The sequence below is a fragment of the Stenotrophomonas sp. YJH_SMC_91 genome (genome assembly GCF_059368495.1).
Genome location: NZ_JCAFRT010000021.1, coordinates 1 through 25,639 on the forward strand (window position 1 = coordinate 1; position 25,639 = coordinate 25,639).

Annotated in this window: 29 protein-coding genes; 16 read left to right on the forward strand and 13 right to left on the reverse strand. The window is 64.6% G+C overall.

Going from position 1 to position 25,639, the window contains the following annotated elements; genetic code table 11:
* Positions 1-142, forward strand: a 142-nt coding sequence (locus AC5P5X_RS18670) for an integrase core domain-containing protein (protein ID WP_495216036.1), incomplete at its 5' end; no start/stop codon positions are given.
* A 733-nt stretch (positions 143-875) separates the two neighbouring features.
* Here the strand turns inward: AC5P5X_RS18670 and AC5P5X_RS18675 are convergent.
* The 3 genes from AC5P5X_RS18675 to AC5P5X_RS18685 form a co-directional block, all read right to left on the reverse strand.
* Complete coding sequence (locus AC5P5X_RS18675; RefSeq protein ID WP_049459197.1) at positions 876-1,244, reverse strand: hypothetical protein; 369 nt, start codon at positions 1,242-1,244, stop codon at positions 876-878.
* A gap of 553 nt (positions 1,245-1,797) precedes the next feature.
* Complete coding sequence (locus AC5P5X_RS18680; RefSeq protein WP_258391084.1) at positions 1,798-2,082, reverse strand: hypothetical protein; 285 nt, start codon at positions 2,080-2,082, stop codon at positions 1,798-1,800.
* A gap of 133 nt (positions 2,083-2,215) precedes the next feature.
* A complete protein-coding gene (locus tag AC5P5X_RS18685; protein ID WP_181453204.1) occupies positions 2,216-2,425 on the reverse strand; it encodes a hypothetical protein in 210 nt (69 codons plus the stop codon).
* Positions 2,426-3,091: 666 nt separating this feature from the next.
* Between AC5P5X_RS18685 and AC5P5X_RS18690 the strand changes: the two genes are divergently transcribed.
* From AC5P5X_RS18690 to AC5P5X_RS18705, 4 genes are all read left to right on the forward strand, one after another.
* A complete protein-coding gene (locus AC5P5X_RS18690; protein ID WP_239504358.1) occupies positions 3,092-3,559 on the forward strand; it encodes a hypothetical protein in 468 nt (155 codons plus the stop codon).
* A gap of 9 nt (positions 3,560-3,568) precedes the next feature.
* Positions 3,569-4,507: an XVIPCD domain-containing protein gene (locus AC5P5X_RS18695; protein WP_111189087.1), complete on the forward strand. Its 939-nt coding sequence runs from the start codon at positions 3,569-3,571 to the stop codon at positions 4,505-4,507.
* Between the two features lie 133 nt (positions 4,508-4,640).
* A complete protein-coding gene (locus AC5P5X_RS18700) occupies positions 4,641-5,567 on the forward strand; it encodes an XVIPCD domain-containing protein (protein WP_111189086.1) in 927 nt (308 codons plus the stop codon).
* A 166-nt stretch (positions 5,568-5,733) separates the two neighbouring features.
* Positions 5,734-6,879, forward strand: a complete 1,146-nt coding sequence (locus AC5P5X_RS18705; protein WP_111189085.1) for a YncE family protein — start codon at positions 5,734-5,736, stop codon at positions 6,877-6,879.
* Positions 6,880-6,936: 57 nt separating this feature from the next.
* Here the strand turns inward: AC5P5X_RS18705 and AC5P5X_RS18710 are convergent, their stop codons facing one another.
* Positions 6,937-8,028, reverse strand: coding sequence for a hypothetical protein (locus AC5P5X_RS18710; protein WP_049397219.1), 1,092 nt, complete (start codon positions 8,026-8,028; stop codon positions 6,937-6,939).
* Positions 8,029-8,544: 516 nt separating this feature from the next.
* Here AC5P5X_RS18710 and AC5P5X_RS18715 point away from each other — a divergent pair.
* The 4 genes from AC5P5X_RS18715 (at position 8,545) to AC5P5X_RS18730 (ending at position 12,864) form a co-directional block, all read left to right on the forward strand.
* The gene (locus AC5P5X_RS18715; RefSeq protein WP_146257423.1) at positions 8,545-10,095 is read left to right on the forward strand and encodes a hypothetical protein; all 1,551 of its coding nucleotides are present in this window, start codon (positions 8,545-8,547) and stop codon (positions 10,093-10,095) included.
* 86 nt (positions 10,096-10,181) lie between these two features.
* On the forward strand, positions 10,182-10,736 hold the full coding sequence (locus tag AC5P5X_RS18720; RefSeq protein WP_033833675.1) for a tellurite resistance TerB family protein: 555 nt from the start codon (positions 10,182-10,184) through the stop codon (positions 10,734-10,736).
* A 12-nt stretch (positions 10,737-10,748) separates the two neighbouring features.
* Complete coding sequence (locus tag AC5P5X_RS18725; protein ID WP_043033961.1) at positions 10,749-11,774, forward strand: hypothetical protein; 1,026 nt, start codon at positions 10,749-10,751, stop codon at positions 11,772-11,774.
* Positions 11,775-11,844: 70 nt separating this feature from the next.
* Positions 11,845-12,864: a helix-turn-helix transcriptional regulator gene (locus AC5P5X_RS18730; protein ID WP_049397217.1), complete on the forward strand. Its 1,020-nt coding sequence runs from the start codon at positions 11,845-11,847 to the stop codon at positions 12,862-12,864.
* Between the two features lie 39 nt (positions 12,865-12,903).
* On the opposite strand, the gene AC5P5X_RS18735 is transcribed toward AC5P5X_RS18730, so the two are convergent.
* Complete coding sequence (locus AC5P5X_RS18735) at positions 12,904-13,386, reverse strand: YybH family protein (protein ID WP_111189083.1); 483 nt, start codon at positions 13,384-13,386, stop codon at positions 12,904-12,906.
* Positions 13,387-13,613: 227 nt separating this feature from the next.
* Between AC5P5X_RS18735 and AC5P5X_RS18740 the strand changes: the two genes are divergently transcribed.
* Together AC5P5X_RS18740 and AC5P5X_RS18745 are read left to right on the forward strand one after the other, a co-directional pair.
* A complete protein-coding gene (locus AC5P5X_RS18740) occupies positions 13,614-14,426 on the forward strand; it encodes an alpha/beta fold hydrolase (RefSeq protein WP_111189082.1) in 813 nt (270 codons plus the stop codon).
* Between the two features lie 9 nt (positions 14,427-14,435).
* Positions 14,436-14,609 (forward strand): hypothetical protein, encoded by a 174-nt coding sequence (locus AC5P5X_RS18745; RefSeq protein ID WP_005412082.1) that lies wholly within the window; start codon positions 14,436-14,438, stop codon positions 14,607-14,609.
* A gap of 92 nt (positions 14,610-14,701) precedes the next feature.
* Here AC5P5X_RS18745 and AC5P5X_RS18750 read toward each other — a convergent pair whose 3' ends face one another.
* Entirely contained in the window at positions 14,702-15,382 is a 681-nt protein-coding gene (locus AC5P5X_RS18750; RefSeq protein WP_012478985.1) for a hypothetical protein, read from the reverse strand.
* Between the two features lie 133 nt (positions 15,383-15,515).
* On the opposite strand from AC5P5X_RS18750, the gene AC5P5X_RS18755 reads away from it, so the two are divergent.
* Positions 15,516-16,175 (forward strand): hypothetical protein, encoded by a 660-nt coding sequence (locus AC5P5X_RS18755; protein ID WP_043033956.1) that lies wholly within the window; start codon positions 15,516-15,518, stop codon positions 16,173-16,175.
* A 70-nt stretch (positions 16,176-16,245) separates the two neighbouring features.
* On the forward strand, positions 16,246-17,214 hold the full coding sequence (locus AC5P5X_RS18760; protein ID WP_111189081.1) for a polysaccharide deacetylase family protein: 969 nt from the start codon (positions 16,246-16,248) through the stop codon (positions 17,212-17,214).
* A gap of 3 nt (positions 17,215-17,217) precedes the next feature.
* Here the strand turns inward: AC5P5X_RS18760 and AC5P5X_RS18765 are convergent, their stop codons facing one another.
* The 3 genes from AC5P5X_RS18765 to AC5P5X_RS18775 form a co-directional block, all read right to left on the reverse strand.
* Positions 17,218-18,060, reverse strand: a complete 843-nt coding sequence (locus tag AC5P5X_RS18765; protein ID WP_111189080.1) for a class I SAM-dependent methyltransferase — start codon at positions 18,058-18,060, stop codon at positions 17,218-17,220.
* Positions 18,061-18,187: 127 nt separating this feature from the next.
* Positions 18,188-18,511, reverse strand: coding sequence for a hypothetical protein (locus AC5P5X_RS18770; RefSeq protein ID WP_111189813.1), 324 nt, complete (start codon positions 18,509-18,511; stop codon positions 18,188-18,190).
* A 69-nt stretch (positions 18,512-18,580) separates the two neighbouring features.
* Positions 18,581-18,997 carry a hypothetical protein gene (locus AC5P5X_RS18775; protein WP_111189814.1) on the reverse strand — a complete coding sequence of 139 codons (417 nt, stop codon included), beginning with the start codon at positions 18,995-18,997 and terminating at the stop codon, positions 18,581-18,583.
* Positions 18,998-19,087: 90 nt separating this feature from the next.
* Here AC5P5X_RS18775 and AC5P5X_RS18780 point away from each other — a divergent pair, with 90 nt between their 5' ends.
* The gene (locus tag AC5P5X_RS18780) at positions 19,088-19,372 is read left to right on the forward strand and encodes a hypothetical protein (protein WP_111189815.1); all 285 of its coding nucleotides are present in this window, start codon (positions 19,088-19,090) and stop codon (positions 19,370-19,372) included.
* Positions 19,373-19,459: 87 nt separating this feature from the next.
* Here the strand turns inward: AC5P5X_RS18780 and dmeF are convergent, their stop codons facing one another.
* Positions 19,460-20,434 (reverse strand): CDF family Co(II)/Ni(II) efflux transporter DmeF, encoded by a 975-nt coding sequence (gene dmeF / locus AC5P5X_RS18785; protein ID WP_111189816.1) that lies wholly within the window; start codon positions 20,432-20,434, stop codon positions 19,460-19,462.
* 48 nt (positions 20,435-20,482) lie between these two features.
* Here dmeF and AC5P5X_RS18790 point away from each other — a divergent pair, with 48 nt between their 5' ends.
* Complete coding sequence (locus AC5P5X_RS18790; protein WP_005407873.1) at positions 20,483-20,767, forward strand: metal-sensing transcriptional repressor; 285 nt, start codon at positions 20,483-20,485, stop codon at positions 20,765-20,767.
* Positions 20,768-20,849: 82 nt separating this feature from the next.
* Here the strand turns inward: AC5P5X_RS18790 and AC5P5X_RS18795 are convergent, their stop codons facing one another.
* A complete protein-coding gene (locus tag AC5P5X_RS18795) occupies positions 20,850-21,236 on the reverse strand; it encodes a MerC domain-containing protein (RefSeq protein ID WP_049453406.1) in 387 nt (128 codons plus the stop codon).
* A 69-nt stretch (positions 21,237-21,305) separates the two neighbouring features.
* On the opposite strand from AC5P5X_RS18795, the gene AC5P5X_RS18800 reads away from it, so the two are divergent.
* Positions 21,306-22,631 carry a GTP-binding protein gene (locus tag AC5P5X_RS18800; protein WP_111189817.1) on the forward strand — a complete coding sequence of 442 codons (1,326 nt, stop codon included), beginning with the start codon at positions 21,306-21,308 and terminating at the stop codon, positions 22,629-22,631.
* A 105-nt stretch (positions 22,632-22,736) separates the two neighbouring features.
* On the opposite strand, the gene AC5P5X_RS18805 is transcribed toward AC5P5X_RS18800, so the two are convergent.
* Positions 22,737-24,344 carry an ATP-binding cassette domain-containing protein gene (locus AC5P5X_RS18805; protein ID WP_111189818.1) on the reverse strand — a complete coding sequence of 536 codons (1,608 nt, stop codon included), beginning with the start codon at positions 24,342-24,344 and terminating at the stop codon, positions 22,737-22,739.
* Positions 24,345-24,569: 225 nt separating this feature from the next.
* On the reverse strand, positions 24,570-25,469 hold the full coding sequence (locus tag AC5P5X_RS18810; RefSeq protein ID WP_495216034.1) for a LysR family transcriptional regulator: 900 nt from the start codon (positions 25,467-25,469) through the stop codon (positions 24,570-24,572).
* Positions 25,470-25,639 lie beyond the last annotated feature (170 nt).

The window sequence follows — 25,639 nt, forward strand, 5'->3', positions numbered from 1 at the left end:
ATACGCCTCCTCGGACCAGCGCAATTCCGTGCTGACCCAATGGCTGCACCACTACAACTGGCACCGCCCTCACATGGGGATCGGTGGCCAGCCACCTATTTCCAGAGTCCTGCTGAACAACGTGGTGGGTTTACACAACTAGCGGATGCTCCTTGGGCGTCGAAATGCCGCCTTGCTGTTGCCCGCCAAATACACCATGGATCTGCTTTTGACGGTTGTAGAGCGCGCCCACCTCGAATGGGAGTTCCATCCTAGATCCCTGTCCCGAAAGCTAACTGCCCAGGATTCTAGCCAGAACCAGGTTCCTTGTGTCATTGGTTGACGCGTTTGGCTTCCTCGACAGGGTGAAGATAGGGAGCTACTGGGACGCAGACCTAGGGCAGCTGTTCTCAGGTGCGCTCAGGTTCCTACTGCGTCTCTCTGGTGAGCCCCATCCATCTTTCCAGCGCTGTAGCTCCATTGCATCGCTTGCGACCGTAGACATGGTGACTATCTGAAGACTTGCCCCAGAGTTGTCCACGAACAGAATGACATCGCCAAGTACGCTCATATCAAAGAAGCGTCTACTTGAATCATGCTTTCCGATGGTGACGCCTTGGCAAGCCAACGCTTCGGCGAAGCTCTCGGCGTCGGCCTGAAACAGAGCAAACTCCGAGTCGGTGAGTCTTGGGTAGCTCTCAAGACTCATTGTGGTGGCCGGCGCGTACGTCCCTCCAATGATCAATCCCAATAGCGCTGCCGTCGTCAGGGCAAGCAAAGTCCGGCTCGGCATAGTGAGGCCAGTGTTGGAGGCTAAATGGCTCAGACAGCGGCGAATGCTTGGGACCCAGCGTACGATCCGCGTATTGCACTCGATGTACGTAGCGAGGTGCGCTCTACTCCCGCACCTGCAACCGCTCAGTCACCTGCGCCGTCAACGCCAAACACGCCATCTTCAATCCTTCCATAACCCGATCCCCCAGGTACTCCTCGGGCGCACCGTTCTGCCGAGTCCGCTCCGCAGCCAACATCAGCTCCGCCACCACACGGAGCCCCGCCAGCGCGCAATCCGCATCCGCCAGTTGAAGACACCGCCCAGGTAGTTGATGCCGCTCCGGCCAAGGTTGGCCGTCCGCAGCCGCACCGGTTCCGATGCGGTGCAGCGTGGCGACGAAGGCGTTGGGATCGACGGACGGCTCGCGCTCGGGTTCGGCGTTGTACGGATCGTACTGCGCGTGCAGGGAACGGAAGTCCGATGTGTTCATGGCAATGCTCCGTACAGGACAGACAGCAGCGCCACCGATAAAGGCGGCGGACGATGCGTGGTTCGAAAGCCGGACAGTAACCAAGCCGGTGGGTCCGAAGACCCCCACGCACCGCCCGCCATGGAACGCGAACGGATTGCCAGCCGGCGCCACGCGAGGTGACGCCGGCTGACAAGCGCAAAACACAAGGCTACTGAACGGGCTTTCGAACCCCGCGCCACCCTTTTCCGGTGGCACGCCAAGAGATACCCGCGCAGCTGCCAAATGCCAAGAAACTGCAGAACCGACGATTGTCAGTCCTGACGCTTTCGGCATTGTCGCACACGGTGTTAAGCCGGCAAGCGATTGCGCCGCAACGGTCTTGAAGGGCTTGGCGCTATTGGCTCCAAACGCAGGAATGCCCGCAGCCAGGGCCACGGCGTAGGACCAATTGCGACAGATTGGAGCAGCGGTTCAGCCGGGCGGCGCTTCGGCTGTGGGCGCGAAGGTCAGATGGACCCGCACCCGCGCATGCAGCGCGACGCCCTCAACCACGACCGGATCAAAGCGCCACTTATCCGCTGCGGTAAGGGCCGCACGATCCAACTCCCGCAGTTCCGCTGGACCGCGCCACCATCACGTTGGAAACGTGGCCCAGCTCATCCAATTGGGCAACCAGCACCACCTGCATGGGAGCCTGCAGGAAGGTATCGGGCGGCGTGGCAGGGGCCGTTGAATACTCAATGGCAGGCGCCTGCTGCAGCTCGAAGGTGGGATTGTCACCGCGCTCTACGAACACTTCAGTGAAAACCTGCGGGTCTGCCGCCACGGCCATGGCGGGTGTAGCGCCCAGCAGCATCAGAACGAGGTTCAGTGCCGGGGCGGTGTTGAAGCGGGGCGTACGTGGTTTCCATTCCGGTGCGCTGCCAGCATAGCGGCCATCCCTTGGCATCGCTTGCCTTGAATGCCGGTGTGCCGGACTGCTGCACGGATCACATAGGCACGCCTGGTCTTGGCCACAGCGCATCGTCGCGCTCCAGGTCGTAGTCGCTGCCGAACGCCAGAGCCGCCTCGCGCGGTGGGAGGTCCGCATAGCAGCCCAGCAGGTACTCATCCATGCCGGCGTCGCGGTGGTCGATGGCGAACAGGTGGAGGAGCTCCTTGTCGAAGGCTTCCAGCCATGTGGGGTGGATCTTGGTCATGGGCATCCTCCAGTGGGGACGGGGGAGGCTTGGGCCTGTCTCAGCGGCTTTGACGGTGCGGCCCCGCCCAACTTTGGCGGGGCCGCATCCGCTTCGCTTTCGGCCGTTGATCAACTCGTATGGCAAGCTGCAGCGCAAGTGGCACAGCCATTCGACTGCCGGTACCACCTCCGGGCTTCAGCCACAGCCGTCCTGCAGCTGGTGTGCAAGCCGAGGTCCTGTGTGGACTGGGCGCGAGCAAGCCAATAGCATCCCTGTCTATGCACCTCATGGTCTCCATTGGCCTGCGGCGTTCTGTTCACAAAGTAGCGGTCCATTTACTACCCCCTATGCGTGTACGTAAGCGCACCATTGCGCGTGGTCGACTTTGATCACTCCCAGTCGCAGGAGCCGCGACGCAGCGAACTTCGTCGCAGAATCATCTGCGGCCGGGGTGTATAAGTACGGGCGAAGGCGCCTTCAACGGCTTCGATGAGCCCTGGAAGAGGAAAAGCGATGTTTCGACAAGGAAGATGGTTGGTCTGCCTGGCCTTGATACTGTCAGGTTCCCTGCTGAGCGGCTGCCGAGCCAGCTCGGAGGCGGTACCCGGGCCGCGTGCTCCGGCAGAGAACGGGACCCTGGTGCCCTTCATCAGGCCGCTGCCGCTGGTAGCAATGACCACACCCATGGTGGTCGAGTTCACCCTGCCGCCCCCAGGGAAAAGCTCCTCGCCAACCTTGTTTCTTGGAATCCGGGTGGGTGGAGAAGACGGGCTGAAATCACTGAATACGAGCCGTGAGATCCGCAGTATGGGCCTACCCGCCGAGGTGAAACTGGAGCGGCTGGAGGCGCAGAAGCGCATTCCTGTTCCGTTGGTGAGGGTGGAGTCGGTGGCAGGTACGCCCGCGCGTATTGAGCCCATCGGACCCATGGGCCGGGTGGAAGGCGGGTGGTTGGATGACGTCGATCATCAGTCTCTGCAGTCAGCAGGATTGGAGGCGCCTGACAGTCACCACACACAACTTGCCCTCGCTTGGGCTCAGGAACTGCAGCCTGGCCACTACAGGCTGAGCATGCAGGTACTGAAGCCTGATGATCGATTGGCGGCCACGCAAGCCGAGTTGCTGGTGGCCTACGTAAACAAGTCGAAGTAGGAGTGCGTCATGGACGACAAGTACACAGTCACAATCTTCGTTGCCGCTCCCGGCACGCCGCTGCTGGCGGGAGGGACATCCAGCGCCGGCCACGTCTACTACAAAGTGGCACATGGCAAGGACGAGGTGAGCTTTGGCTTTGCACCCATCGAGCATGGCGTCGTCACTGGGCCCGGAATGGTCTACAACAATGACGCCGAGCAGTACAAAGACCCGTACTACACGCGGACGATGGAGATCAGCAAGCAGCAGTACGACAAGCTGGTGGAATTTGGCACAAAGCCCGGCGAGCATGGATTCAATACCGAGTATCACGGTGTAGAAAACAGCTGTATCGACTACACGTGGGGCGCACTGAATCACGCGGGGCTTCATCGAACCAACCTTCTCTTCATGCAGGACAAGAGCTTCGAAGGTGGCCTGAAACCGCTCAGCAATGTGGAGTACATCCGCAGCATCCGCGCGCCCTTTCCAGATAGCGCGCTGAATAGCGAGCACTACAACAAAATGCCGGAGAGAACGTTGATGCAGCGAATCATCAGCGATGAGCGACTGCCGCAGGGCGATCGCGATATGCTCGATTCCATCCGCAAGGGAATAGCGGGCATTGATGAGGCGCATGGCCGCTCCTACGATGGGACCAGCGAGCGGATCTCAGTGGGCTTGTTGGCCACGGCCAAGGAGAGCGGGCTGGAGCATGTCGACCATGTGGTATTGGGCAATGCTCCAAGCGATGGTTCGCCGCAGCGACTGTTCGTCGTGCAGGGGGAGCTCAACGATCCTGCCCATGTGCGAGCTTCGATGACGGCGGAGGAGGCTGCGCGAACACCGGTGGAGCAGTCATTCGCCAAGGTCGAGCAGATTTCGCAGGCCCAGCAGGAGCGCGCCTTGTTGGCGCCGCAGGAGCCGGCCCTGGAACAAACCCGGGCGCCGCTGCAGATGGGCTGACTTCCAGCGACTGCACGGAAGATCACAGTTTCGAGCGCCTTGGCCTCGAAACTGCTTCCATCTCCACCTGCCTCCCATCCCACCTATGCCATCATCCGCCCAGGACCGCAGTACCCATCAAGGCTGAACAGGCATGGAGCAGGCAACACGCTACACCGCAACGCTGTACCTGGCCGCCCCCGGCACCCCACTGAAAAGCGGAGGCATCTCGCCGCGCGGCCACATGTACCTGCAGGTGGCGGCGGGCGACGAGGCCCACAGCTACGGCTTCGCACCGCCGCGCCAGGCGCTGGGCGATACCCACACCGGCGTGCAGTACGCGCAGGTGCGCCACGACGATGCCGACGAGCATCTGGACCCGTACTACAGCCGCACCCTGGAAATCACTGAGGAGCATTACGGCTGCCTGCGTGATTTCGCCGAGGAACCGGCCGAGTTCGAATTCGATGTGGATCGCCCGGCCACCATCAACCGTTGCAGCGATTTCGTATGGGCAGCGCTGCATTACGCGGGCCTGCATCCGCTGCCGGCACCGCTGGATGGCGGCAGCAACCTGGGCGAGTTCGCGGTGCTGTTCAACCTGCCGGAAATCCAGTGCATTGCCGCGCCGTTCCCGGGCAGCGACCTGAATGCCGAAACCCATCACGCGATGCCCGAGCGCGAGGCCGAGCACCATCGCCAGGGTGACCGCGCCAGCGATGAGCCGCCACCGACGCCGATCGAAGTGGCCGGCACGCTGCTGGACCCCTCACATCCGGACCATCGCCTGATCTCGCAGCTGATCCAGAAAGTGGCCGAACTGGATGCCGCGCACGGCCGCCCGTTCGATGCGGCCAGCCAGCGCATCAGCGCGAGCCTGCTGGTGCTGGCCAAGCAGAACAATCTCTCGCGCGTGGACCACGTGCTGCTCAGCCGGCCGACCCAAAGCAGCCATGCGGCAGAGAGCATCTTCATCGTGCAGGGCGACCGCAACGACCCGGGGCACCGCCGCGCAAGCATCGCCACTGAAGTGGCGGCCAAGACCGATGTGGCCGATTCACTGCGGTTGAAGGAGCAATAATCCGCGCGCCTGCCATACGCGCGTCGGCGCACGCCACGCCCCCCACCTGCTACCATTCCCCCGCAACCCCAGCCAGCCCACCCTGCGCAGACAGATGCGGGGCGGGCCGTCGCAGTACGGCCCAGCGAGCCAGGACACCTTCCCGTGCCCATTCAAGGACGCTCGCATGTTCCGTAATCCTCTCTTCCGCTCGGCCGCCCTGGCCGTTGCCGTTTCGCTCAGCCTCGGCGCGCCCTCGGCGTTCGCCGACAATGCACCTGCCGCCAGCGCCACCACCGCCGTACAGCGCCAGGCCGTGGCCAAGGGCCTGTACGAGCTGGCCTACAGCCCGAAGCAGAACGCCGTGTTCGTGGCCTCCTCCGGCGGCTTCGGCGATGACGCTTGCCCGGCCCAGGTGCTGCGTCTGAACCCGGCCACGCTGGCCGTGGAAACCCGCATTCCGCTGGAGCGCAAAGCCTTCGGTGTGGTCCTCGATGACGCCCACAACCGCCTGTACGTGGGCAACACCGTGGACCTGTCGGTGACCGTGGTCGACACCGCGCAGAACAAGGCGGTCGGCACCATCCAGCTGATGGAAAAGAAGACCGGCAAGGACGGCAAGGCCGCTTACACCCACGACCTGCGCGAGCTGGTGGTCGACAGCGCCGCCAACCGCCTGTACGTGACCGGCCACAGCAGCCAGCCGGACGTGAGCAGCGTGCTGTTCGTGATCGATACCACCACGCTGAAGGTGATCAACACCATTGATGGCCTGGGCAATGCCAAGGCGCCGGGCCTCGCACTGGATGCGGCCAACAAGCGCGTGTACACCAGCAACCTGCTGGCCGAGCTGGTGGTAGTGGATACCGATTCGAAGAAGGTGGTGGCGCAGCACAGGATCGCCGCCGAGCAGCCGATGAACATCGCGCTGGACCCGGCCGGCAAGCGCCTGTTCGTGACCGACCAGGGCTCGGAATTCCTGCGTGGCTACCAGGCCAAGAGCAGTGGCCTGGTCAGCAAGCATCCGGGCCAGCGTGTGCTGGTGCTCGACCGCAGCACCGGCAAGGAACTGGCCAGCATTCCGACCGACGCCGGCCCGCTGGGCATCCTGCTGGATGCACCGCGCAAGCGCCTGTACGTGACCAATCGCGAGGCGGGCACGGTGACGGCCTACAACAGCGACAGCTACCAGAAGGTGGCCACCTACACGGTGCCGACCCACCCGAACAGCCTGGCGCTGGATGCGAAGAACAACGTGTTGTTCGTGAGCATCAAGAACGGCGAGAAGGACGACAAGGGCGCTGACGAGAGCGTGGCGCGGATTCAGTTGTAAGCGGCTAAGGGGCCGCCCGTGCGTCTGGCACGGGCGAGCCCTGCTCGGATCAGGGCATCAGCTTCCTTGTGCCCCGGATGGCTTCTCGGTGTCTGTTTCCCGCGGGCACGGGTTGAACTCGGTAACCTGGTCCATGGGGATGCGATGGATGGTCCTGCTGTCGTCATCCTTCAAGCGTACAAGCAGCACGGAACTGGTCGAGTAGACAACGTTGACCGGATGGGTAGCGGTACCATCACCGGTCAGGAGCTTGCGGGATGCGCTGTCACGCGATCGCAGATCCAGCGTCATGCAGCCGCGGGATTTTCCGCTTGGCGGATTGACAACCTGCGAGGCCAGGTATGCACCGGTCGGAGGGAAGAGCATGGCCACGGTGACCATGATCGAGGCGAACGAGAGTGCAAGTACACCAACGCCGTATCGTCCACTCAGTTCATCGACCACTCTGATGACGATGGACTGGAATATGCCCAATGCTACTGCGGCCGTGAGCAGGCACATGCCAATCACCAGATCACTTTCCCTGGAGACCAGGCCGAGCATGAGCCGCATGATCGTGTTGATGGACAGCAGTTGCATGAGCCCCATGCCCAGCAGGAAGTAGCTATCCAAGGAAAGCCATTTCTGCTTCCTGTCATCGGGCTTCGCCCAGCGGGAAAAGAGAACGAAGATCAGCAGGCAGCCAATCGTACTGAACCACAGTGCTGCGTCTGAAATCTCGGTGTAGAAGGATGCGACATAGATTCCGCTGAAATGCAGTACGCCCGGAGTGATCAGCGCAAGGCTCCAGCGCCAGAGCGTCCTCTTCCGGCTCGCCAGATCGTCCGGCAGCAGCTTGATTCCCTGGCCTGGGATGTACGAGAACCGATTGGGTGACAGTACGATGGGGGAAAGGAACATGACGGCCAGGGCAAGGACGCGCAGCCCGGTCACCGCAAGCATCATGGGGAGTGCGGAAACGGCATCGGACGAAAGCAGGCTGAGAGGCAGCTCTTCCCTGACGGCGTAGTAGAGGATGCCTGCGCTGGGCAGAAGTACGGCAATCGACGCAATAAGGACCGGATGGCGCTCGATCCAGGCCAGCACCGGGCGAAGTTCTGCGACGACATTGTCAATGAAGATCACGAGCTCGGAATGACGCTTGTTCATCAATCTCTCTTTTGGGGATTCCATCATCCTGATCTGTGTTCCCTCGCTGTCCGGTGAGGGGATTGCCTGCTGTCGACCGCTGAGGTCATCCGGGTTTCGACAGGAGTAAAGGTCTACCTCGTGTCACGTACTTCGTGGCTGTCACGTACCCAGCATCCCAGGCCATACAGCGCGAGCCCGTACACCACGGTGGCACCGATGATTCTGAACATGGCGTTCCTCGTCAGGTCATGGAAGGAAGGGAGGCCCAGCACCTGCGTGGCCTCCCCGGAGAGGAATATGCGGATTCCTCCGACAATCTGTGTCGCAGTGCGATGTGTCGTCGCAATCGGCCACGAAAAGTTCGCAATAGGCCTAAAGTTTTCGGAAGTGCTGTCGATGATCCGGGAGATCAGGCGTTACGACATGGTTTGTCGCTATGTACGCCGAAGATGGATCTCCCAGCCAAACCCGCGGGCGAAGCATGCCTGGGTATTGGCCCACAGCTGGATGCTTTGCGTCACGGAGGAAAACGCAATGGAACCCAATGCAAATGCAGATGACAGTGCCCGCGAAACGTCGGGCAGGCAGATCCTGGACGCAGCGACGACGATGTCAACGCTGGAGACTGTCCAACGCTATGGCAATGCTAATGCCGAATACATCAAAGGGTATACCGGAAGAGACGAACTGACCGGTCAGAAATTTACCCATGGCCTGAAGAAGATCTCCGGGTACAAGCTTGATCCGGTACGTCCGGAAAACAGCATTGCCCAGCAGGCCGGCTATGCGGCTGAGGTCGCAGCGACCAGTCGTGACAATGCCGAGGCCATCATCAGTGGGTCACCCGTTCGCACGGTGCGCAGTGATGACCATCCCCAGTACCGGCGGAACGATGATCGCGTTGATCGGATAAGGGTGCTGGATGGCCAGATCATTGAAGGCAGCCAGTCACAGATGAAGTTCGTGGGCAACCGTGACCGGCTCCTTGAGAAGATCGCTGCGCCCGATGGAGAGTTCTCGCGCTATCGTGGGCTGAAGTTGGAGCTGCCCTCGGAGCAGTACGTCGATGCCGAGGCACATTGCCGGGCGCAGGCAGCAGATCTGCGCCGTCAGGCGGACGTGGTCGACGCGAGGGGCAAGCCTGAGGTCGCACTGCATCTTCGTGCGAAGGCAGACAACTATGAGCAGCTGGCCGGCAACCTTCTGGATACGGGGCTGACCAGTGACGATGCGAAGTTCTATCGTACCCATCCGCGGATGGCGACGGTGCGCGATATCGCGCATACCAGCCACAGGGCAGGTCTTGAAGGCGCGCGCGGGGCGTTCATGGTTGGCGCGGCGATCAGCATGGCGACCAATGCCTATGCGGTGGCAACCGAGCGCAAGGGGATGATTGATGCGGGCCGCGCAGTCCTGGTGGATGGTGCCGTCTCTGCCGGCATGGGCTACGCAACGGCTGCGTCCGGGGCCGCATTGACCGCAGTGATGCAGCAGTCAGGCCGACAGAGCCTGCAGGTCCTTTCCCGTACAGCCGCTCCGGCCATGGTGGTCGACGTCTGCGTGACCATGACCGGCTGCATACGCCGCTACGCCAGGGGTGAGATCGACGGCGTCCAGTTCCTGGATGAGATCGGTGAGAAGGGTTCCGGCATGATGGCTTCGGCCATGATGGCGGCATTGGGCCAGATCGCGATTCCGGTCCCGGTGGTTGGCGCCGCCATCGGCGGGATGATTGGCTGCACGCTTTCATCGATCTTCTATCGGGAAACGTTGGAGGCGGCCCGGAGTGCAGATCTGGCTGCCGAGAGGCTGGCCTTGGCAATCGAGCTCAATAAAGCTGCCCGTGAAGAAATTCTGGCGCAGCGCTTGGCGCTGGCGCAGTTCATTGCGGCCGAGCTTCCAGTGCTGAATGACGAGACGACCCAGTTGCTGTGTGCACTCGATACCACCCAGCCGGAGATTGACGCCGATGGATTCGCGGCTGCAATCAACCGCTTTGCCCTTCTGCTGGGCAGCCGCCTGCAGTTTGCTTCGCTGCAGGAGTTTGATCTGTTCATGACGGGTGACGAGCCGCTTCGGCTTTGATCAATCGAACCCATTTCTGGTCGTGGCCTTCCGGGCAGGTTGGCCACGCCGGCTTCCGTGTGTGATCCCAGGACCTTGGAGATACGATGTTCCTTTATCTGCTTCCAGACACCGAGCAGGCAACCTTCCTGAAGGTTGCGCGCCTGCTGAGCGTGAGTGACAACCCGATGCTGTGGGACGGAAAGACCCACGAAGAAGTGACTGGCGATACCAACCTGAGCAAGGTTTCGCTGGATGAATCCGAACACGAACGTGCGATCTTCGACAGCTTTTCCCGTGAGTGCGGCAAGGTATATCGGTCCGACGGGGTGACGAAGGAACTGTTGACGCGCCTGCAGACGATGCCGCTGGTGCGCCAGAGCGACCCGGTGGAGCGGGCACGGGTGGCGTGCGAGGTGCTCGACTCGCTGATCGACAAGGCCATGGTCGAAGCCGCGCAGCCGGCCGTACCGAAGGTGATGCTGTATGAGTTGATGCTGCTTGCACTGGCCGACGGTGAAGTGTCGAGTGTCGAGGAAGCACAGCTGCGTCGCCTGGCCGATATCTTCGGTATTGACGACTACATCTACAACGACCTGCTTGAGCGCGCGGAAAGTATCAATCGCGAGGCCAGCCGTACCGTTGCCATCATTCTTGAGTAAAAGGAGTTACCCATGATTCCAATCGTAGTCGGGGCCGCGATGGCGGCCAGCGCGCTGTATGGCATCTACAAGGGCGGCAAGGCCGTGGTCGATCACAAGGATGCCGGCATCGCCAACGCCGATGCAAAAGGGCTGATCGAGAAGGGCTCGTCGTTGCTGGAGACGCAGCGCAAGCGTACCAATACGGTGCTTGAGGACTATGGTGCACGCAAACTGCGTGCTTTCAATGGGGGGATCGCAGACTTCATCGATGCATTTGGCCAGCTCAAGAACGTTGAGGGGATCGGCTCACCCGAACTGGACAAGCTGGTGCAGGGCGATTTCACCACGGCGTCGCTGGAAGGCCTGAAGCGGGACTACCAGTTGCTGATGGACTCGGGCCTGGGCCTGGGCGCCGGGCTGGGAAGTGGCGCCGCGTTGGCATTTGGTGCGTACAACGGGACGATGCTGCTGGCCAGTGCCAGCACCGGCACTGCCATTTCGACCCTCAGCGGTGTTGCAGCAACCAACGCAACGCTGGCGTGGCTGGGCGGCGGTTCGTTGGCTGCGGGCGGATTCGGAATGGCTGGCGGCACCCTGGTGCTGGGTGGCCTGGTTGCCGGTCCGGCGCTGGCGATCTTTGGCTACGTGGTGGGCAGCAAGGCTGAAGCCGCGCTGGCCGATGCACGCCGTAACAAAGAGGTTGCTCGAACCCATTACGACGAGGCCGTGTTGGCCGCCGAACAGTTGGCAGCGGTCGAGACCGTTACAACGCTCGCCAACAGGACGTTCTCCAAGCTGTGCATGTCGCTGCGTCGTGGTGTAGCCGATATCCGTGATGTCATCCGGGAGCACGGCTGCGATTTCAGTAGTTTCCCCCAGCAGGCGCGGGAGCGGGTTTTCCGTGCCGTGAAGATTGCCCAGCTGATCAAGGTGATGATCGATACCCCGATCCTGGATGACGCAGGAGCTCTGGTGCTTTCGACCGAGAAGACCGTGGCCGATGTGGATGCGGCGATGGTGGTGATGAAGGGCGAGGAGCCCGCCAAGGCGGCTTGACGATGGGCAGAGCCCCACGCCGTTCTGGTGGGGCTCTTGTTGCCTGTCGGCTCTGGAAGGGAAGATTGATATGAAGATCCGTTCGAACGACACGTTGATGCGGCAGTGGGAGATGCTGCGCATGATCCCGCGCGCTCCGCGCAGGATATCCGTCAGGCAGATACTGGAGAATCTGGAGCCGCTGGGCTTCAGGACCAGCAGTCGCACCATTGAACGGGACCTCCAGAACCTGTCCACGCGGTTCCAGCTCATTGCCGACGACAGTGAAAAACCCTTTGGCTGGAGTTGGTCCAGGGAAGCGAACTTCGCCTTCACGCCCAGGCTGTCGATTTCGCAGAGCGTTGCACTGCTGCTTTCGCATGCACATCTGCGTCAGCTGCTCCCGGCAACGGCCATGAATGAGCTGATGCCCGTGTTCGACATGGCGCGGGCGGAAGTCTCGACGTCGGGCTGGGGGGAGTGGGCCAGCAGGACCGCGATCCTGCCCATGGGCCCGAACCTGCTCGCCCCCGAGGTGGAAACGGCCGTACAGGTGGATGTCCACAGGGCATTGGCATCCCGACGCTGCCTGTCAGGCTGGTACCGCAGCAAAGGCAAGGACGAGCCGAAGGAGATGATCATGCATCCTCTGGGGCTGCTGATGCGCGGTTCTGCGCAGTACCTTGTCTGCATGCTGCGGGACTATACGGACATCCGCCACCTGGCGTTGCATCGCCTGAGTGGAACCCGGGTGCTGGAGATGGAGGCCAGGAGCCTGCCGGACTTCGACTTCCAGCGCTATGCGACGACCACCGCCACCGCGTTCCAGGGGCAAGGACGCATCGTGCTGGAGGCGCGCTTCCGGGCGCAGGCTGCGGAGCATCTCAGGGAGACGCCCCTGTCCGAAGATCAGACGATCAGTGATCTGGGTGATGGATGGATCCGGCTGCGCGCTACGGTGGAGGACGACCAGACCTTGCGTTGGTGGCTGATGGGCTTCGGGAGCAACGTACGGGTCGATTCCCCAACGCACCTGTGCGACGCCATCGGCGCGGAGTTGGCTCAGGCAGCAAGCTACTACGCCCGCGATCTGGAGGAGACCGTGGGCTGAATGGTCTTGGTCAGGGCGAGTGAACAGTCGCCGACGGGTTCATTTCGTTGCCGGCCGATGGTCATAGCTGATCACCCGCTCGGCCAACCAGCGCCCGTCCACGCGACGCCAGACCTGGATGAAGCGGGCCTGGCCCACCCAGCGCTCCACGCCGTCCTTGCCGCGTTCGTGGAAGCGGTGGTCGCCGATCTCCAGCGCCCGCTCGTCGTGTAGCGGGAACACCTGCAGCGAAGGCTCCACCCGCTCGCGGCGCAGGCTCCAGCCGCCCTTGCGCGCATTGCTGCACATGTGGGCCACGCTTCGACGGAAGTCTTCGCGGCTGCTGGCCGACTTGCCATCCTTGTCATGGAAGAACTCCATGTCCTGGGTGGTCATCGCGGCGGCCTTCTCGGCATCGCAGGCCTCGAAGGCGGCGGCGAACAGCTGGGTGTCGGCCTGGCGGATCTGCTCGCGCAGGTCATCGGAGGGCGCGGGTGCGGCGGCGAGGCCGGCGGCCAGCAGGGGCAGGGTGAGCAGCAGCATGGCGAAGCTCCAAGGAGGGTTCACGCAGGCTCGCATGGCGTTCGGGGCGCTGCAGCCGGCGTCTGACGAAACGGCCGTACCACGGAGTGAATGCCCGCATTGGCGGCTCGGCTCCAGCGTCGGGGCCGTGGTCTGTGCAGGGGATGTCATGGCGGCCGGCGATTCCATCACGGTCGCGATAGGGGCCGGCCCGTAGCCTGAAATCCTCCCCTTCCACAGGAGGTTCCATGCCTGCTTCCCGCGTCCGCCTGCACGTTGAAGACACCGGTGGCGACGGCCGACCGGTCATTCTGATTCACGGTTGGCCACTTTCCGCCGATGCATGGAAGACGCAGGTGTCGATCCTCCGCGACGCCCAACACCGGGTGATCAGCTACGACCGGCGCGGCTTCGGCCGTTCCGACAAGCCCGCCGAGGGCTACGACTACGACACGCTGGCGGCGGATCTGGCCGGGGTGATCGAGGAACGTGACCTGCGCGACGTCACCTTGGTCGGTTTCTCGATGGGCGGCGGTGAGGTTGCACGGTATGTGGCCAATCACGGGCAGGAGCGCCTGCACAGCGTGGTGTTTGCAGCAGCGGTGCCGCCGTATCTGCTGCGCGGCGAGGACAATCCGGAAGGTCCGCTCACCCAGGAGAAGGCCGACGAAATGCGCAGCGGTCTGGAGAAGGATCGCGAGGCGTTCTTCGATGGCTTCACCCGCGATTTCTTCAGTGCCAATGGCCAGCTGATGGTGACTGAAGAGACGCGCCAGGCCGCAATCGCGCTTTGCCATCAATCCGACCAGACGGCGGCGCTGGGTTGCATGCAGGCGTTTGCCACTACCGACTTCCGCGACGATCTGAAGAAGATCACGGTGCCAACCCTGATCCTGCACGGTGACAGCGATGCCATCGTGCCGTTTGAAGGCTCGGGCCAGCGCACGCACCAGGCCGTTCCGGGCAGCGAAGTGGTGATCCTGGAAGGCGCACCACATGGGTGCAATACCAGCCATGCGGACCACTTCAATCTGGCGCTGCTGAACTTCCTGAAGCGGTAAGCTGCGGCCATGCGCCAGACCAAGACACCCCCGTGGAAGAAGCCCAACCCCAAGGGCCAGACCTCGCAGCCGCTGTCGCCTGCGCAGAAAGAGGCGGCGCGGCAGCGGGCGGAAGAGAATGGGCGGCGTTATCCGAATCTGGTGGACAACATGTGGGCCGCGAAGCTGCCGCGCGGATCCTGATCTGTAAAGTCGAGCCGTGCTCGACCCCGCACGGTGCCCCATCCACGCATGGCGTGGATCTACTGCAACAGCAGCCTGGCCTGGCCCGGCATCTACATGCCGTCCAGCGGCGTCCAGCCGGGTTCCAGCCACGGTGAGATCTCGCTCTGGCGGACAGTGATTGCCTCCGTCGGCAGCCCCGCCAAGCGCGCAAGCTCTGCACGCAGCAGCTCGGAATCCACCGGCGCGGCCGTAGCCACCTGCAGCCGATCACTCTGATGCCTCACCTGTACCGGCAGCGTGGCGTGCGCGTCATGCTGGCCGCCGGTGCGCCCGATCGGGTAGCGCATTGTTACCGGCCGTGACAGCTGCGCCAGTGCGGGCTGCCACGCCTGCAGCACGAGAGGCTGCCCGGCAGCGGGAACATGTACTTCAGCAATCGTGGCCGGGTAGCCTGTAAGGCTCTCGACCAGCACCTGGAAGCGCGCGCCATCCGGCATGACCAGCACGGCGGCAATCAACGCAGAGAACGAAACGAACACCGCCGCGAGGTTCCAGCTGCGCGGCGCGGTGGCCGGGCGCGTTGCGGTGCGCAGGCCCGGTCTGCGCCGCAGCTTGCGTGCGTAGATGCGCCGGTCCTTCCTGCGCGGGCTGCTGCTGTGCTCGGGCAGGTTCAAGGGCACCCGTGGAAGGCGCGCCACGCGGGCCTTGATCAGGCGCGACAGCAGCATCCACGCGATCACGAACGCCAGCAGCGGAAGCAGCGTTCGCACCCACAGATACAGCGTGACCATCCACAACACCTCTACATGCGACCATCCATGCTCATCCACATCCTACCGGGACCACGCGGCGGTTGTCGTATCCGCCAGCCGACAAGCACAGGGCGCTTGGTTAGGATGGTCCTTTGTTGTCACGGATGAACCCATGGTCTCTGCTGCTGCCCGCTTCTGTCGTATCTGTGGTCCTGGCCCGATTCTGCTGGCACTGCAGGTGGTGGCGCTGCTGGCGGTAGCCCTTGCAGCCGGCTTCTTCCACTACCGCGTGGGATTGCTGCTGGAGCCGGTGGATGACGCATGCGGTGGGCCTGATCCTGTCGCGCGCATGCAGGTTGCAGAGCAGCTGCTGGCGCGGTCCGCTGCGCTTGCACCTTGGCAACCGTTGCAGTGGATTCCGATGGCAGGCGTGGTACTGGCGTTGCTGGGCGCGATGTCGATCAGCGTCTACCGTCTGGGGCGTCTGTCCGAACGCCTGCGACGCGCCAACTGGGGGGTGATGGCCCTGCACGCCGCGATCCTGGCGCTGGCGCTCAGGGCATTGCATCTGTACGACATGGCATGGACCAGCGTGGCCAAGCTGTCTCCGGCGGCGTGCCTGGTGGAACTGGGCGAACAGGGCCGGCTGCCGCTGGCACAGGCGCAGCAGGTGGTGTTCGAGATCCTCACCCATGAGCATGCGCCGTTGCTGCGCAATCCCGATGACCTTGCCCTGGTGCTGGTCGCGTTGATGCTGGTGGCAATGGCTGCAGGATTCATGCTGTGGCGGGCGATCGTGCGCGAACGTCAGGTGCAGTCGCCCAGCCCCTGAGGGGTGTGTGACCGACCACGCGCCCGCAATCGCGCTACAGTCTGCGCTTCGCTCCTGCAAGGATGTGCTGATGCGTTGGTTGCTGCGTGCTGTACCGCTACTGCTCTGCTCGTTGGCGGTACACGCCGCTGAAGTGGATCGCCGGATCGCGGTGACCATCGACGACCTGCCCTGGGCGCGGGTGGACGAGATCGTTCCGCCGGATCTTCAGGTGCGGCACGAAGCGCTGATGGCGCAGCTGCACCAGGCGGGTGTGCCGGTAGTTGGCTTCGTCAACGGGAACAAGCTTGAGATCGATGGGCAGGTGCAGCCGGCGCGGGTGCAGATGCTGCGCGACTGGCTGGACGCCGGTTATGTGCTGGGCAACCACACCTACTCGCACATGGACCTGAACGCCAAGGGCGTGCCTGCGTTCCAGCAGGATTTCCTGCGTGGCGAGGCGGTGCTGCGGCCGTTGCTGGCCGAGCGCGGGCTGAAGCCGCAATGGATGCGTCACCCCTATCTGCGTGCCGGGCGCACGCCGGAAGAACGCGCGGAGATGGACGTGTTCTTCAAGCAGCATGGCTACCGCGTGGCACCGGTGACGGTCGACAACGGCGAGTGGGTGTGGGCGTTCGCCTATGCCAACGTGATGAACGAGCAGCCGGATTCCCCGGCGCGCGAGGCGACGCTGGCGCAGCTGCGCAAGGGCTATGTGCCATACATGCTGAACAAGTTGGACTACTACGAGAAGCAGTCGCAGGCGCTGCTGGGCTACGCGCTGCCGCAGGTCTGGCTGATGCACGCGAATGAACTCAATGCAGCCACGTTCGCCGAACTGGTGGCGGCGACGAAGCGGCGCGGCTATCGCTTCATTTCGTTGGACGAGGCGATGCGTGACCCGGCCTATGCACGTGGTGCCGAAGGCTACAGTGGTCGCTACGGCCCGAGCTGGCTGCACCGCTGGGCGATGGCGGAGAAGAAACCGAAGGAATTCTACGCCGGTGAACCGGAAGTGCCGAAGTGGGTGATGAAGCTGGCGAAGGTGGACTCGGAATGAGGCTCAGCGCTTGACGGCCAGCACGCCGTCAAGCGCCAGTTCGGCCTTGAAGCCGGCCTTTTCCAGGCGCTTGGCCACTTCACGCGGCACATCGCGGCCGCTGGTCAGCTTGTTCGGCGCGCCGGTGTAGTGGAACAAGCGCCCGCCCTTGCGGATGACGCGGGCGAGGTGGTCGTAGAACACCTGCGAGTACAGTTCGCCGGCGATGCCGAAGCGCGGCGGGTCGTGCAGGATCGCGTCGACGCTGTTGCTGGCCACCTGTTCGATCTGCTGCGAGACATCGCCGTGGCTGAACTGCAGGCGGCCACCGGCCGCAGCCGAGTCCGGATCCGGTGACCACGGGTTGAGCGTGCGCAGCCACATCACGTCGGCATTCTTCTCGAACGAGCGGATCTGGCCGACACCGGCCTCCAGCGCGCAGGCGGCGAAGTAGCCCAGGCCGCCGCAGGTATCGAGGATGACCTTGCCGGCCGGGGCGACCAGCTCGACCTTGCGGCGCGCGTCCTCGAACGGTGACAGCTTGGAGGTCGGCAGCATCTTGATGCCGTCGATCTCGAAGGTCGGTGCGCCCCATTCGGTCGGCACCAGCTTGATCAGCGAACCGCTGTAGCGCGAGATCGGCGCGAAGTCCTCGCCGTCCCAGTAGTACAGCGTGCGGTCCTTCAGCTTGCCCGGCCACGGGTAGCGCTGCCCACGGAAGTGGAAGCCGTCGGCATCCAGCGCCACGCTGTCCTCGCTGCGGCCAAGGTCGAGCGAGCCCTGCCATTCGGCAGCGCCCTTGTCATGGGCACGGCGCAGGGTGTCAGCGCTGTCGCGGGTCAGCAGGGGGCCGGTGTAGTGGGGCACGGCGGGTACCGGGGCGGTTCGGGGGAGGGCATGTTACCGCAGCTGTTGCCGGGGCCACGCGTGGCTGCTGCAGTAGATCCACGCCATGCGTGGATGTAGACGGAAGGAGCCGAGCGTGGGCTCGGCGCTACCGCCGGCTGGTGCAGCTGAAGCCGTGCGTGGTTCCTTCCCCCGAGAGCATGCCGACGCCACGTGAGGGCTGCATGCCCTGCAGCGCGCACGATCGACGGTGGACGTCCTGGGTTTCCGGTGGCTGCCGATCAAAGTCGTAGCGCAGGCTGCCGTCTTCCTGCAGCAGCCAGTGCACGATAACGCGCTCGTGGCGACCATCACCGAGATCCCAGTCCAGGGTGCGCATGATCAGGGTCTGGCCATCGGGCAGCTGCCGGACTTCGTCATAGGCACCCTGGGTCTTCGGTGCGCTTACCGCAAGCAGCAGAAACAGCAGCATTGGCATCGCTCCTCAAAGGAGACAGGATGCACCCATAGTGCCCTGAGCCGCCATCAGAATCATTGCGTCTTACGGGCACCTCACTGCATACACCGGCCCAGCCCCGATCAGCATCAGCGCCATGTAGTCACTATCACTGGCCTTGCCCTTCAACGTCGCGTCCTTGTTGAAGTGGAAGATGCCGAAGCCGCCGGCCATGCGGATCAACGCGCTGTCGATCTGCTCGGCGTCATCGCGGAAGTAGCGGCTGATCTCGCTGCGGGTGGCCTTGTGCAGGGCATTCGGCTCGCGTTGCCACTGGTCGCCGCGGCTGAAGGAGACGAAGTACTGGCCGCCTTCCTTGTCGATGCGGAAGTCGGCCGGTTTGCGCGCGCCGGTGGCGAAGCAGCCCTGCAACGGATCGGCGCTGAAAGGAAGCCCGGCATCGCCACTGCAGGCGGTGAGCAGCAGGAGGGCACCGGGCAGCAGCAGGCGGAGCGTGCGCATGGGATGTCCCGATGGGGCAGGTGCGGCTAGTGTAGGCAGCACACGGGCGTGGTCCGTACAGAAATTCGGCAAGGACACAGGGGTTTTCGGATGGCGAAGGGCAAGGCACCGTGGTGCGGCATGGCCAGTTGGCTGGGGATCGTGGTGGGCTGGGGGGCAGGCAGCCTGGCTGCGCAGGCGGCGGTGGCCGCAGGCGGTAATGGCATGGCCGCAGGGCTGGGTGTGGGCGTGCTGGGCGCGGCACTGATGGGCTGCGGTCTGGCGGTGGCCTCGCGCGTGCGCGGCGAGCGCTGGCCGTGGATCGGCATCGGTGGTGCGGTGCTGAGTGCGCTGCCGCTGCTGATGTACCTGCTGCGGATGATGTTGAAGCTCTAGGGTAGTGCCGGCCGCTGGCCGGCAACTGCAGTTTGGGTCCGAAGCTCATGAGGTTGCCGGCCAGCGGCCGGCACTACCCGGTATGGATCACACGATGCGGTGAATCTCCACCGTCACGTGCACCAGCTCCTCATGGATCGCCAGTGCGTTGCGCACGGTATCCGCATCCAGGCGGGCGTCGCTGGTAACCACGCTGGCGCTGACCGCGTACTTGCCGCGACCGACCTGCCAGACGTGCAGGTCGGCCAGGCGCGCCGGCCAGGGGCCCTGTTCGATCACTTCGCGAACTTCGGCCACCACCGGTGCGTCCATCTGCGCGTCGAGCAGGATGCGGCCGCTGTCGCGTAGCAGGCCTACAGCCCACACCGTGACCAGCACGGCGCCGACCAGGCCCATCACCGGGTCCAGCCAGGTCAGGCCCAGCAGCTTGCCCCCGAGCAGGGCGACGATGGCCAGCACCGAGGTGGCGGCGTCGGCCAGCACGTGCACGTAGGCCGAGCGCAGATTGAGGTCGTGACCGTGCGCATGGCCGTGATCGTGGTGTTGGTGGTCATGCCCGTGATGATGGCCATGGTCATGCCCGTGGTGGTGATGCGCGTGGCCCGGGCTGTCGTGCAGCCACCATGCGCAGAGCAGGTTCACGCCCAGGCCTACCGCAGCGATGGCGATGGCTTCGTTGTAGTGGATCGGCGCCGGTACCCACAGCCGCTGCAGTGACTGCACGGCCATCAGCGCGGCGACGCCGAGCAGGGCGATGGCGCTGGTGTAGCCGGCCAGGATCTCGATCTTCCAGGTGCCGAAGGCGAAGCGCGGGTCGTGCGCGTAGCGGCGCGCGCAGCGGTAGGCGAACACCGCCAGGCCCAGCGCCAGCGCGTGCGAACTCATGTGCCAGCCGTCGGCGAGCACGGCCATGGAGTTGAACCACCAGCCGCCGACGATCTCCACCAGCATCATGCCGACGGTCAGCCACAGGGCGCGGCGGGTATTGCGTTCGGCCAGCGGGTTGCCGTCGTCGAAGCGGTGTTCGTGGCGACGGGCGGCGGCGAGGGCGTCCAAGTGCATGGTGGCGGGAGCTGGAGTGGATACCCCCATAGGGTATATGATCCCGCCATGGCGCATGTGCACAAGAATCGAAAGCAGCTGCTGACCCGGGTGCGCCGCATCGCGGGCCAGGTGGCGGCGTTGGAGCAGGCGCTGGACCAGCCCGAGGGTAAAGCCGGCGACTGTGCGGACGTGCTGGTGCAGGTCGCCGCCGTGCGCGGTGCCGCCCACAGCCTGTTGATGGAGCTGCTGCACGAGCACCTGCAGGAACACGTGGTGGGTGCCGACGACCCGCAGCAGCGGGCGGACGAGGCCGCGGTGCTGGTGGAGCTGCTGCGCCGCTACGGCAAATAGGCCGGGGGGCGGTAGAGTCGACTGTTAGTCGACTATCGCGCGAAGCGCGGGGTTCTATGCAGCCCGAGCGAAGAGCAGTCGACTAACAGTCGACTCTACCCCCGTGCCGGTGCCGTGCGTTCCAGATGTGCGTGGCGGCCAGCAGCAGGCTGCCGGTGACGGTCATCGGCGTTTCCCAGTCATGCGAGGGCAGCGCCAGCGCGCCGGCCAGCAACAGGCCCAGACCGGCGCCGGCGGTGGCCCAGGCCAGCACCGGCAGCGGGTGACGGCGCTCGGCCCGCCACAGCGCGTAGCCGGTCAGCGGCAGGGCGATGGCCACGAACAGCAGATGCACCCATTCCGCTTCGGCCCAGGTGCCGAACAGGGGGAGCGCGGCGGCCAGCAGGGGCAGCGCTAGGCAGTGCAGCAGGCACAGGCTGGACAGGGCGACCGCGCCGGCATCAAGCAGGGCGGCAGAAGGCGACTTCATCGCGGGAGGTTCCTTGCGCAACAATTGTTATACAGTAACATTTCCGTTCCGCAGCCAACCCGCTCCGACATGAACACTGCTTCCCGCGCCGACCGTCGCCTTCCGGTCACCGTGCTGTCCGGCTTCCTCGGGGCCGGCAAGACCACCCTGCTCAACCAGATCCTGCGCAACCGCGAAGGCCTGCGCGTGGCGGTCATCGTCAACGACATGAGCGAGGTCAACATCGATGCGCAGCTGGTGCGCGAGGGTGGCGCCGAGCTGCGCCGCACTGAAGAGACGCTGGTGGAATTCAGCAACGGCTGCATCTGCTGCACGCTGCGCGATGATCTGCTGCAGGAAGTGCGGCGCCTGGCCGATGCGGGTCGCTATGACTATCTGCTGATCGAATCGACGGGCATCGGCGAGCCGATGCCGGTGGCGGCCACCTTCGCGGTGCGCGACGAACATGGCTTCAGCCTGAGTGATATCGCGCGGCTGGACACGATGGTGACGGTGGTCGACGGCAGCGCGTTCCTTGCCGACTTCGGCTCGACGTCGCGACTGGCCGAGCGCGGCCAGCAGGCCGGCCCGGAGGATGATCGAGGTGTGGTTGACCTGCTATGCGAGCAGGTCGAGTTCGCCGACGTGATCGTGGTCAGCAAGGTGGACCAGGTGGATGACGAAGCGTTGCAGGGCACGCTGGCCGTGTTGCGTGGCCTGAACCGCGACGCGAAGCTGCTGCTGTCCAGCTTCGGCGATGTGCCGCTGGCCGAGCTGCTGGATACCGGTCGCTTCGACATGGAGCGTGCGCAACGTGCGCCGGGCTGGGTGAAGGAACTGCGGGGCGAGCACACACCGGAAACCGAGGAGTACGGCATCGGCAGCTTCGTCTACCGCTCGCGACGTCCGTTCCACCCGGCGCGCTTCGCCCGCGCGCTGCAGTCCGGCATGCCCGGCGTGATCCGCAGCAAAGGCTGGTTCTGGCTGGCCAACCGCATGGACTGGGTGGGTGAGCTGAACACCGTGGGCGCGGCGACGCGCACGCAGGCGGCGGGCTTCTGGTACGCCGCACGTGACCGCGTGCGGGCCGGGCTGGAAGACACCGCGCCGTTGTTGCCGCCGACACCGCTGCCTTACAGCGACCTCGGATGGGCGCGGCAGCAGGCCGATTGCTGGAGCGCGCCGCTCCCGGGGCCTGAAGAATTCCCGGATGAGGCAGCGCACACGGCGATGCAGCGGCTTTGGCACCCGTTGTGGGGGGATCGCCGCCAGGAACTGGTGGTGATTGGCGTGCACATGGATGAGCGCGCGGTGCGTGCGGAGCTGGATGCGTGCCTGCTCAACGACCAGGAGCTGCGTGCGGGGCCATTGCTGTGGCAGCAGTTGCCGCAGGCGTTCCCGGTGTGGAAGCGTTGACGGTGCATTAAGGATCCATGGGTTGCCGGCCAGCGGCCGGCACTACCCCCTGGTCGATACGTCATGCGTGGATGGATGCATGGCGGAGTCGAGCATGGCTTGACTCTACAGACTGTCGCGCCATTGCCAGTGGTTGGCGGTGACCTGCAACACCTGCGTCGGTCGCAATGCCTGCAGCAGGTGCCGGTCGTGGCTGACCATCACCAGCGCGCCCGGCCACGCCGCAAGCAGTTCCTCCAACGCCTGCAATGCGCTCAGATCCAGCGCATTGCCGGGTTCGTCCAACAGCAACAGCTGGGGCGCGGGATCGGCGTACAGCACGCTGGCCAGCGCACCTTTCACGCGTTCGCCATCGCTGAGGCTGCGGGCTGCCCGCTGGATGCGCTGTGCATCCAGCCCGAGCAGGGCCAGCCGCGTGCGCAGCTCGCCTGGGTCCGCGCCCGGGTTGGCGGCCTGCACGGTGTCGAGGATGCTGCGCTCGCCGGACAACCCCAGCAGCTGCTGGTCGAGCAGGGCCAGTGGCGCATGCCGTTGCACGGTGCCACTGCGTGCAGGCAGCTGGCCGGCCAGCACACGCAGCAGGGTCGATTTGCCGCTGCCGTTGTCACCGACCACGGCGATGCGCTGGCCGCGGCGGATCTCCAGCTGCAACGGTGCACTGCAGCCATGTGGCAGCACCAGCGCCTCGGCCTGTAGCAGGCGCATGCTGCCCCGGTCACCCGCACCGGCGAACAGTGCCAGTTCCGGCGCCGCGTGCACCGCCGATGCCGCTGCGCGCAGATGCTCTGCGCTGGCCTGCAGGCGTTCGGCCTGCACCTGTTGTGCGCGGCCGTGGCTGGCCTCGGCGCGCTGCTTCTGCCGGCCGAGCAGGATCGGGGCCTGGTTGGCCTGCTTCGCATCGCGGTTGCCACGCGCCTGGCGTTGTTGTTGCCGTTCGTGCTGTTCGCGCGCGCTGCGTTGCTGCTGGCGGTGCTGGGCGCGCGCATGGTCGAGCTGGGCGGCGGCAGCTTCGCGCTCGGCGGCGCGCGCATCGGCATAGTGCTGCCACGGTCCGCCGTAACGATGCAGCCCGCGCCCATCGAGCTCGACGATCTGCTGCATGTGCGCCAGCAGCTCGCGATCATGACTGATCACCAGCAGGCCACCGCGCCACTGCTGCAACCGTTCGTACAGCTGTTGGCGATGGCGTGCATCGAGGTGGTTGCTGGGTTCGTCCAGGATCAGCCAATCGGCACCGCTGGCCCAGGCACCGGACAGCGCGACCTGCATGGCCTGGCCACCACTGAGGCGCGCGGCCGGCTGGGCGGGATCGAGATCGTCGGGCAGCCGAAGCGCCTGCCATTGCTGCTGCAGACGTTCGCGCAGATCCCAGCGGTCGCCGACGCAGGCGAAGTCGGCCTCGTCCACGCTGCCGGCTTCGATGCGTTGCAGTGCGGCCAGTTCCGCGCCGACGCCGGCCAGTTCACCGACCGTGCCGGCGGGTGGATAGCCGGGCGTCGGCAACAGGAACACGCGGCCGGTGCCGCGCACCTGGCCAGTGTCGGGCAGCAACCGTCCGGCCAGCAGGCGTGCGAGCACGCTCTTGCCGGCGCCATTGGCACCGACCAGGCCGGTGGCGACCGGTTCGAAGGAAAACGTCAGATCGGAGAACAGCGGGCGGCCGTCGGCCAATCGATACGATACGCGATCGAGCGTGAGGGAATGCGGGGTCATGCGACCTCCATGGATGCCGGGTTCTCCCCTGCGCGCAGGGGCGGGAAGAGTCAGGCCGTCTGGTGGGAAGACGGCGGCATCAATGGCGCATTGGTCGCGAGCCTCTGGGAGGAATGAGGGGCCAGTATAGCGGGGCTGGCTGAATGGTTTGATGGCGCGACTCTATAAAGGCATCCACGCATGGCGTGGATCTACTGTGGGCCGGGCATGGGGTGGATCGATCGCCTACGGCACGGTTTCCAGGCGCGCGCTGACGAAGTCGATGAACACCCGCAGCTTCGGAAGCACGTGGCGGCCGGAGGGCCACAGCAGGTGGAAGATGCCGCAGGAGTGCACGTGCTCGTCCAGAACGGTGACCAGGCGGCCGTCGGCCAGTGCATCGCGCACCGAGTGCACGGGCACGAACGCCAGGCCGATATCGCGCAGTGCCAGCGCTACCCGCGCTTCGATGGTGTTGGCCACCATGTGCACCGGCAGCTCCTGCGGTGTTTCCTGGTCGGGCCAGTGGATCGGCCACAGTTCCAGCTTGCCGGTACTGGGGAAGCGATAGTGCAGCAGCGTGTGCTGCATCAGATCGGCCGGTGTGCGCGGCGTGCCGCGCCGCTGCAGGTAGGCGGGTGAGGCGACGATGCGGCGTGGAAACACACCCAGGCGTCGTGCGTTCATGCGTGAGTCGCTGGGCTCGCCGACGCGCAGTACGGCATCGAAACCTTCCTCGATGACGTCGACCAGCCGATCGCTGAAATCGAGGTCGAGGCGGATATCGGGATAGGCCGCCATGAACTCGGCCATCAGCGGCAGGGTCAGGTCGCCCACCAACGGCAGGCCGATGCGCAGCGTGCCGCGAGGCGTGGCGTGCGGTTGTGCCAGCTCGGTGCGTGCGGCATCGCGCTCGTCGAGGATGCGCCGGCAACGCGCCAGGAACAGCTGGCCCTCGGCGGTGAGGGTGATGCTGCGCGTGCTGCGGTGGAACAGGCGCACGCCCAATGCTTGTTCCAGCCGCGCAACGCATTTGCCGGCGGCCGAGGCCGCGATGCCCTGCAGACGCCCGGTCTCGACGAAGCTGCGGGTATCGGCTGCGTGCACGAAGGTCTGCAGGTTGGCGAGGTTGTCCAGGACTGACATGGGCGTGTGGGCAATGAAAGCGGCAGGGTAGGTCGGCGCGGCCGTAGTGGACGGCTCCGCCATCGCAACACTGTGGTGCGGGGTGGCATGGGGACCGTTGCGGCCATGCAGTTCCGGCCATGATGCCGATTGCGGACTGCACGGTCCATGATGCCCGGAGCGGCAACCGG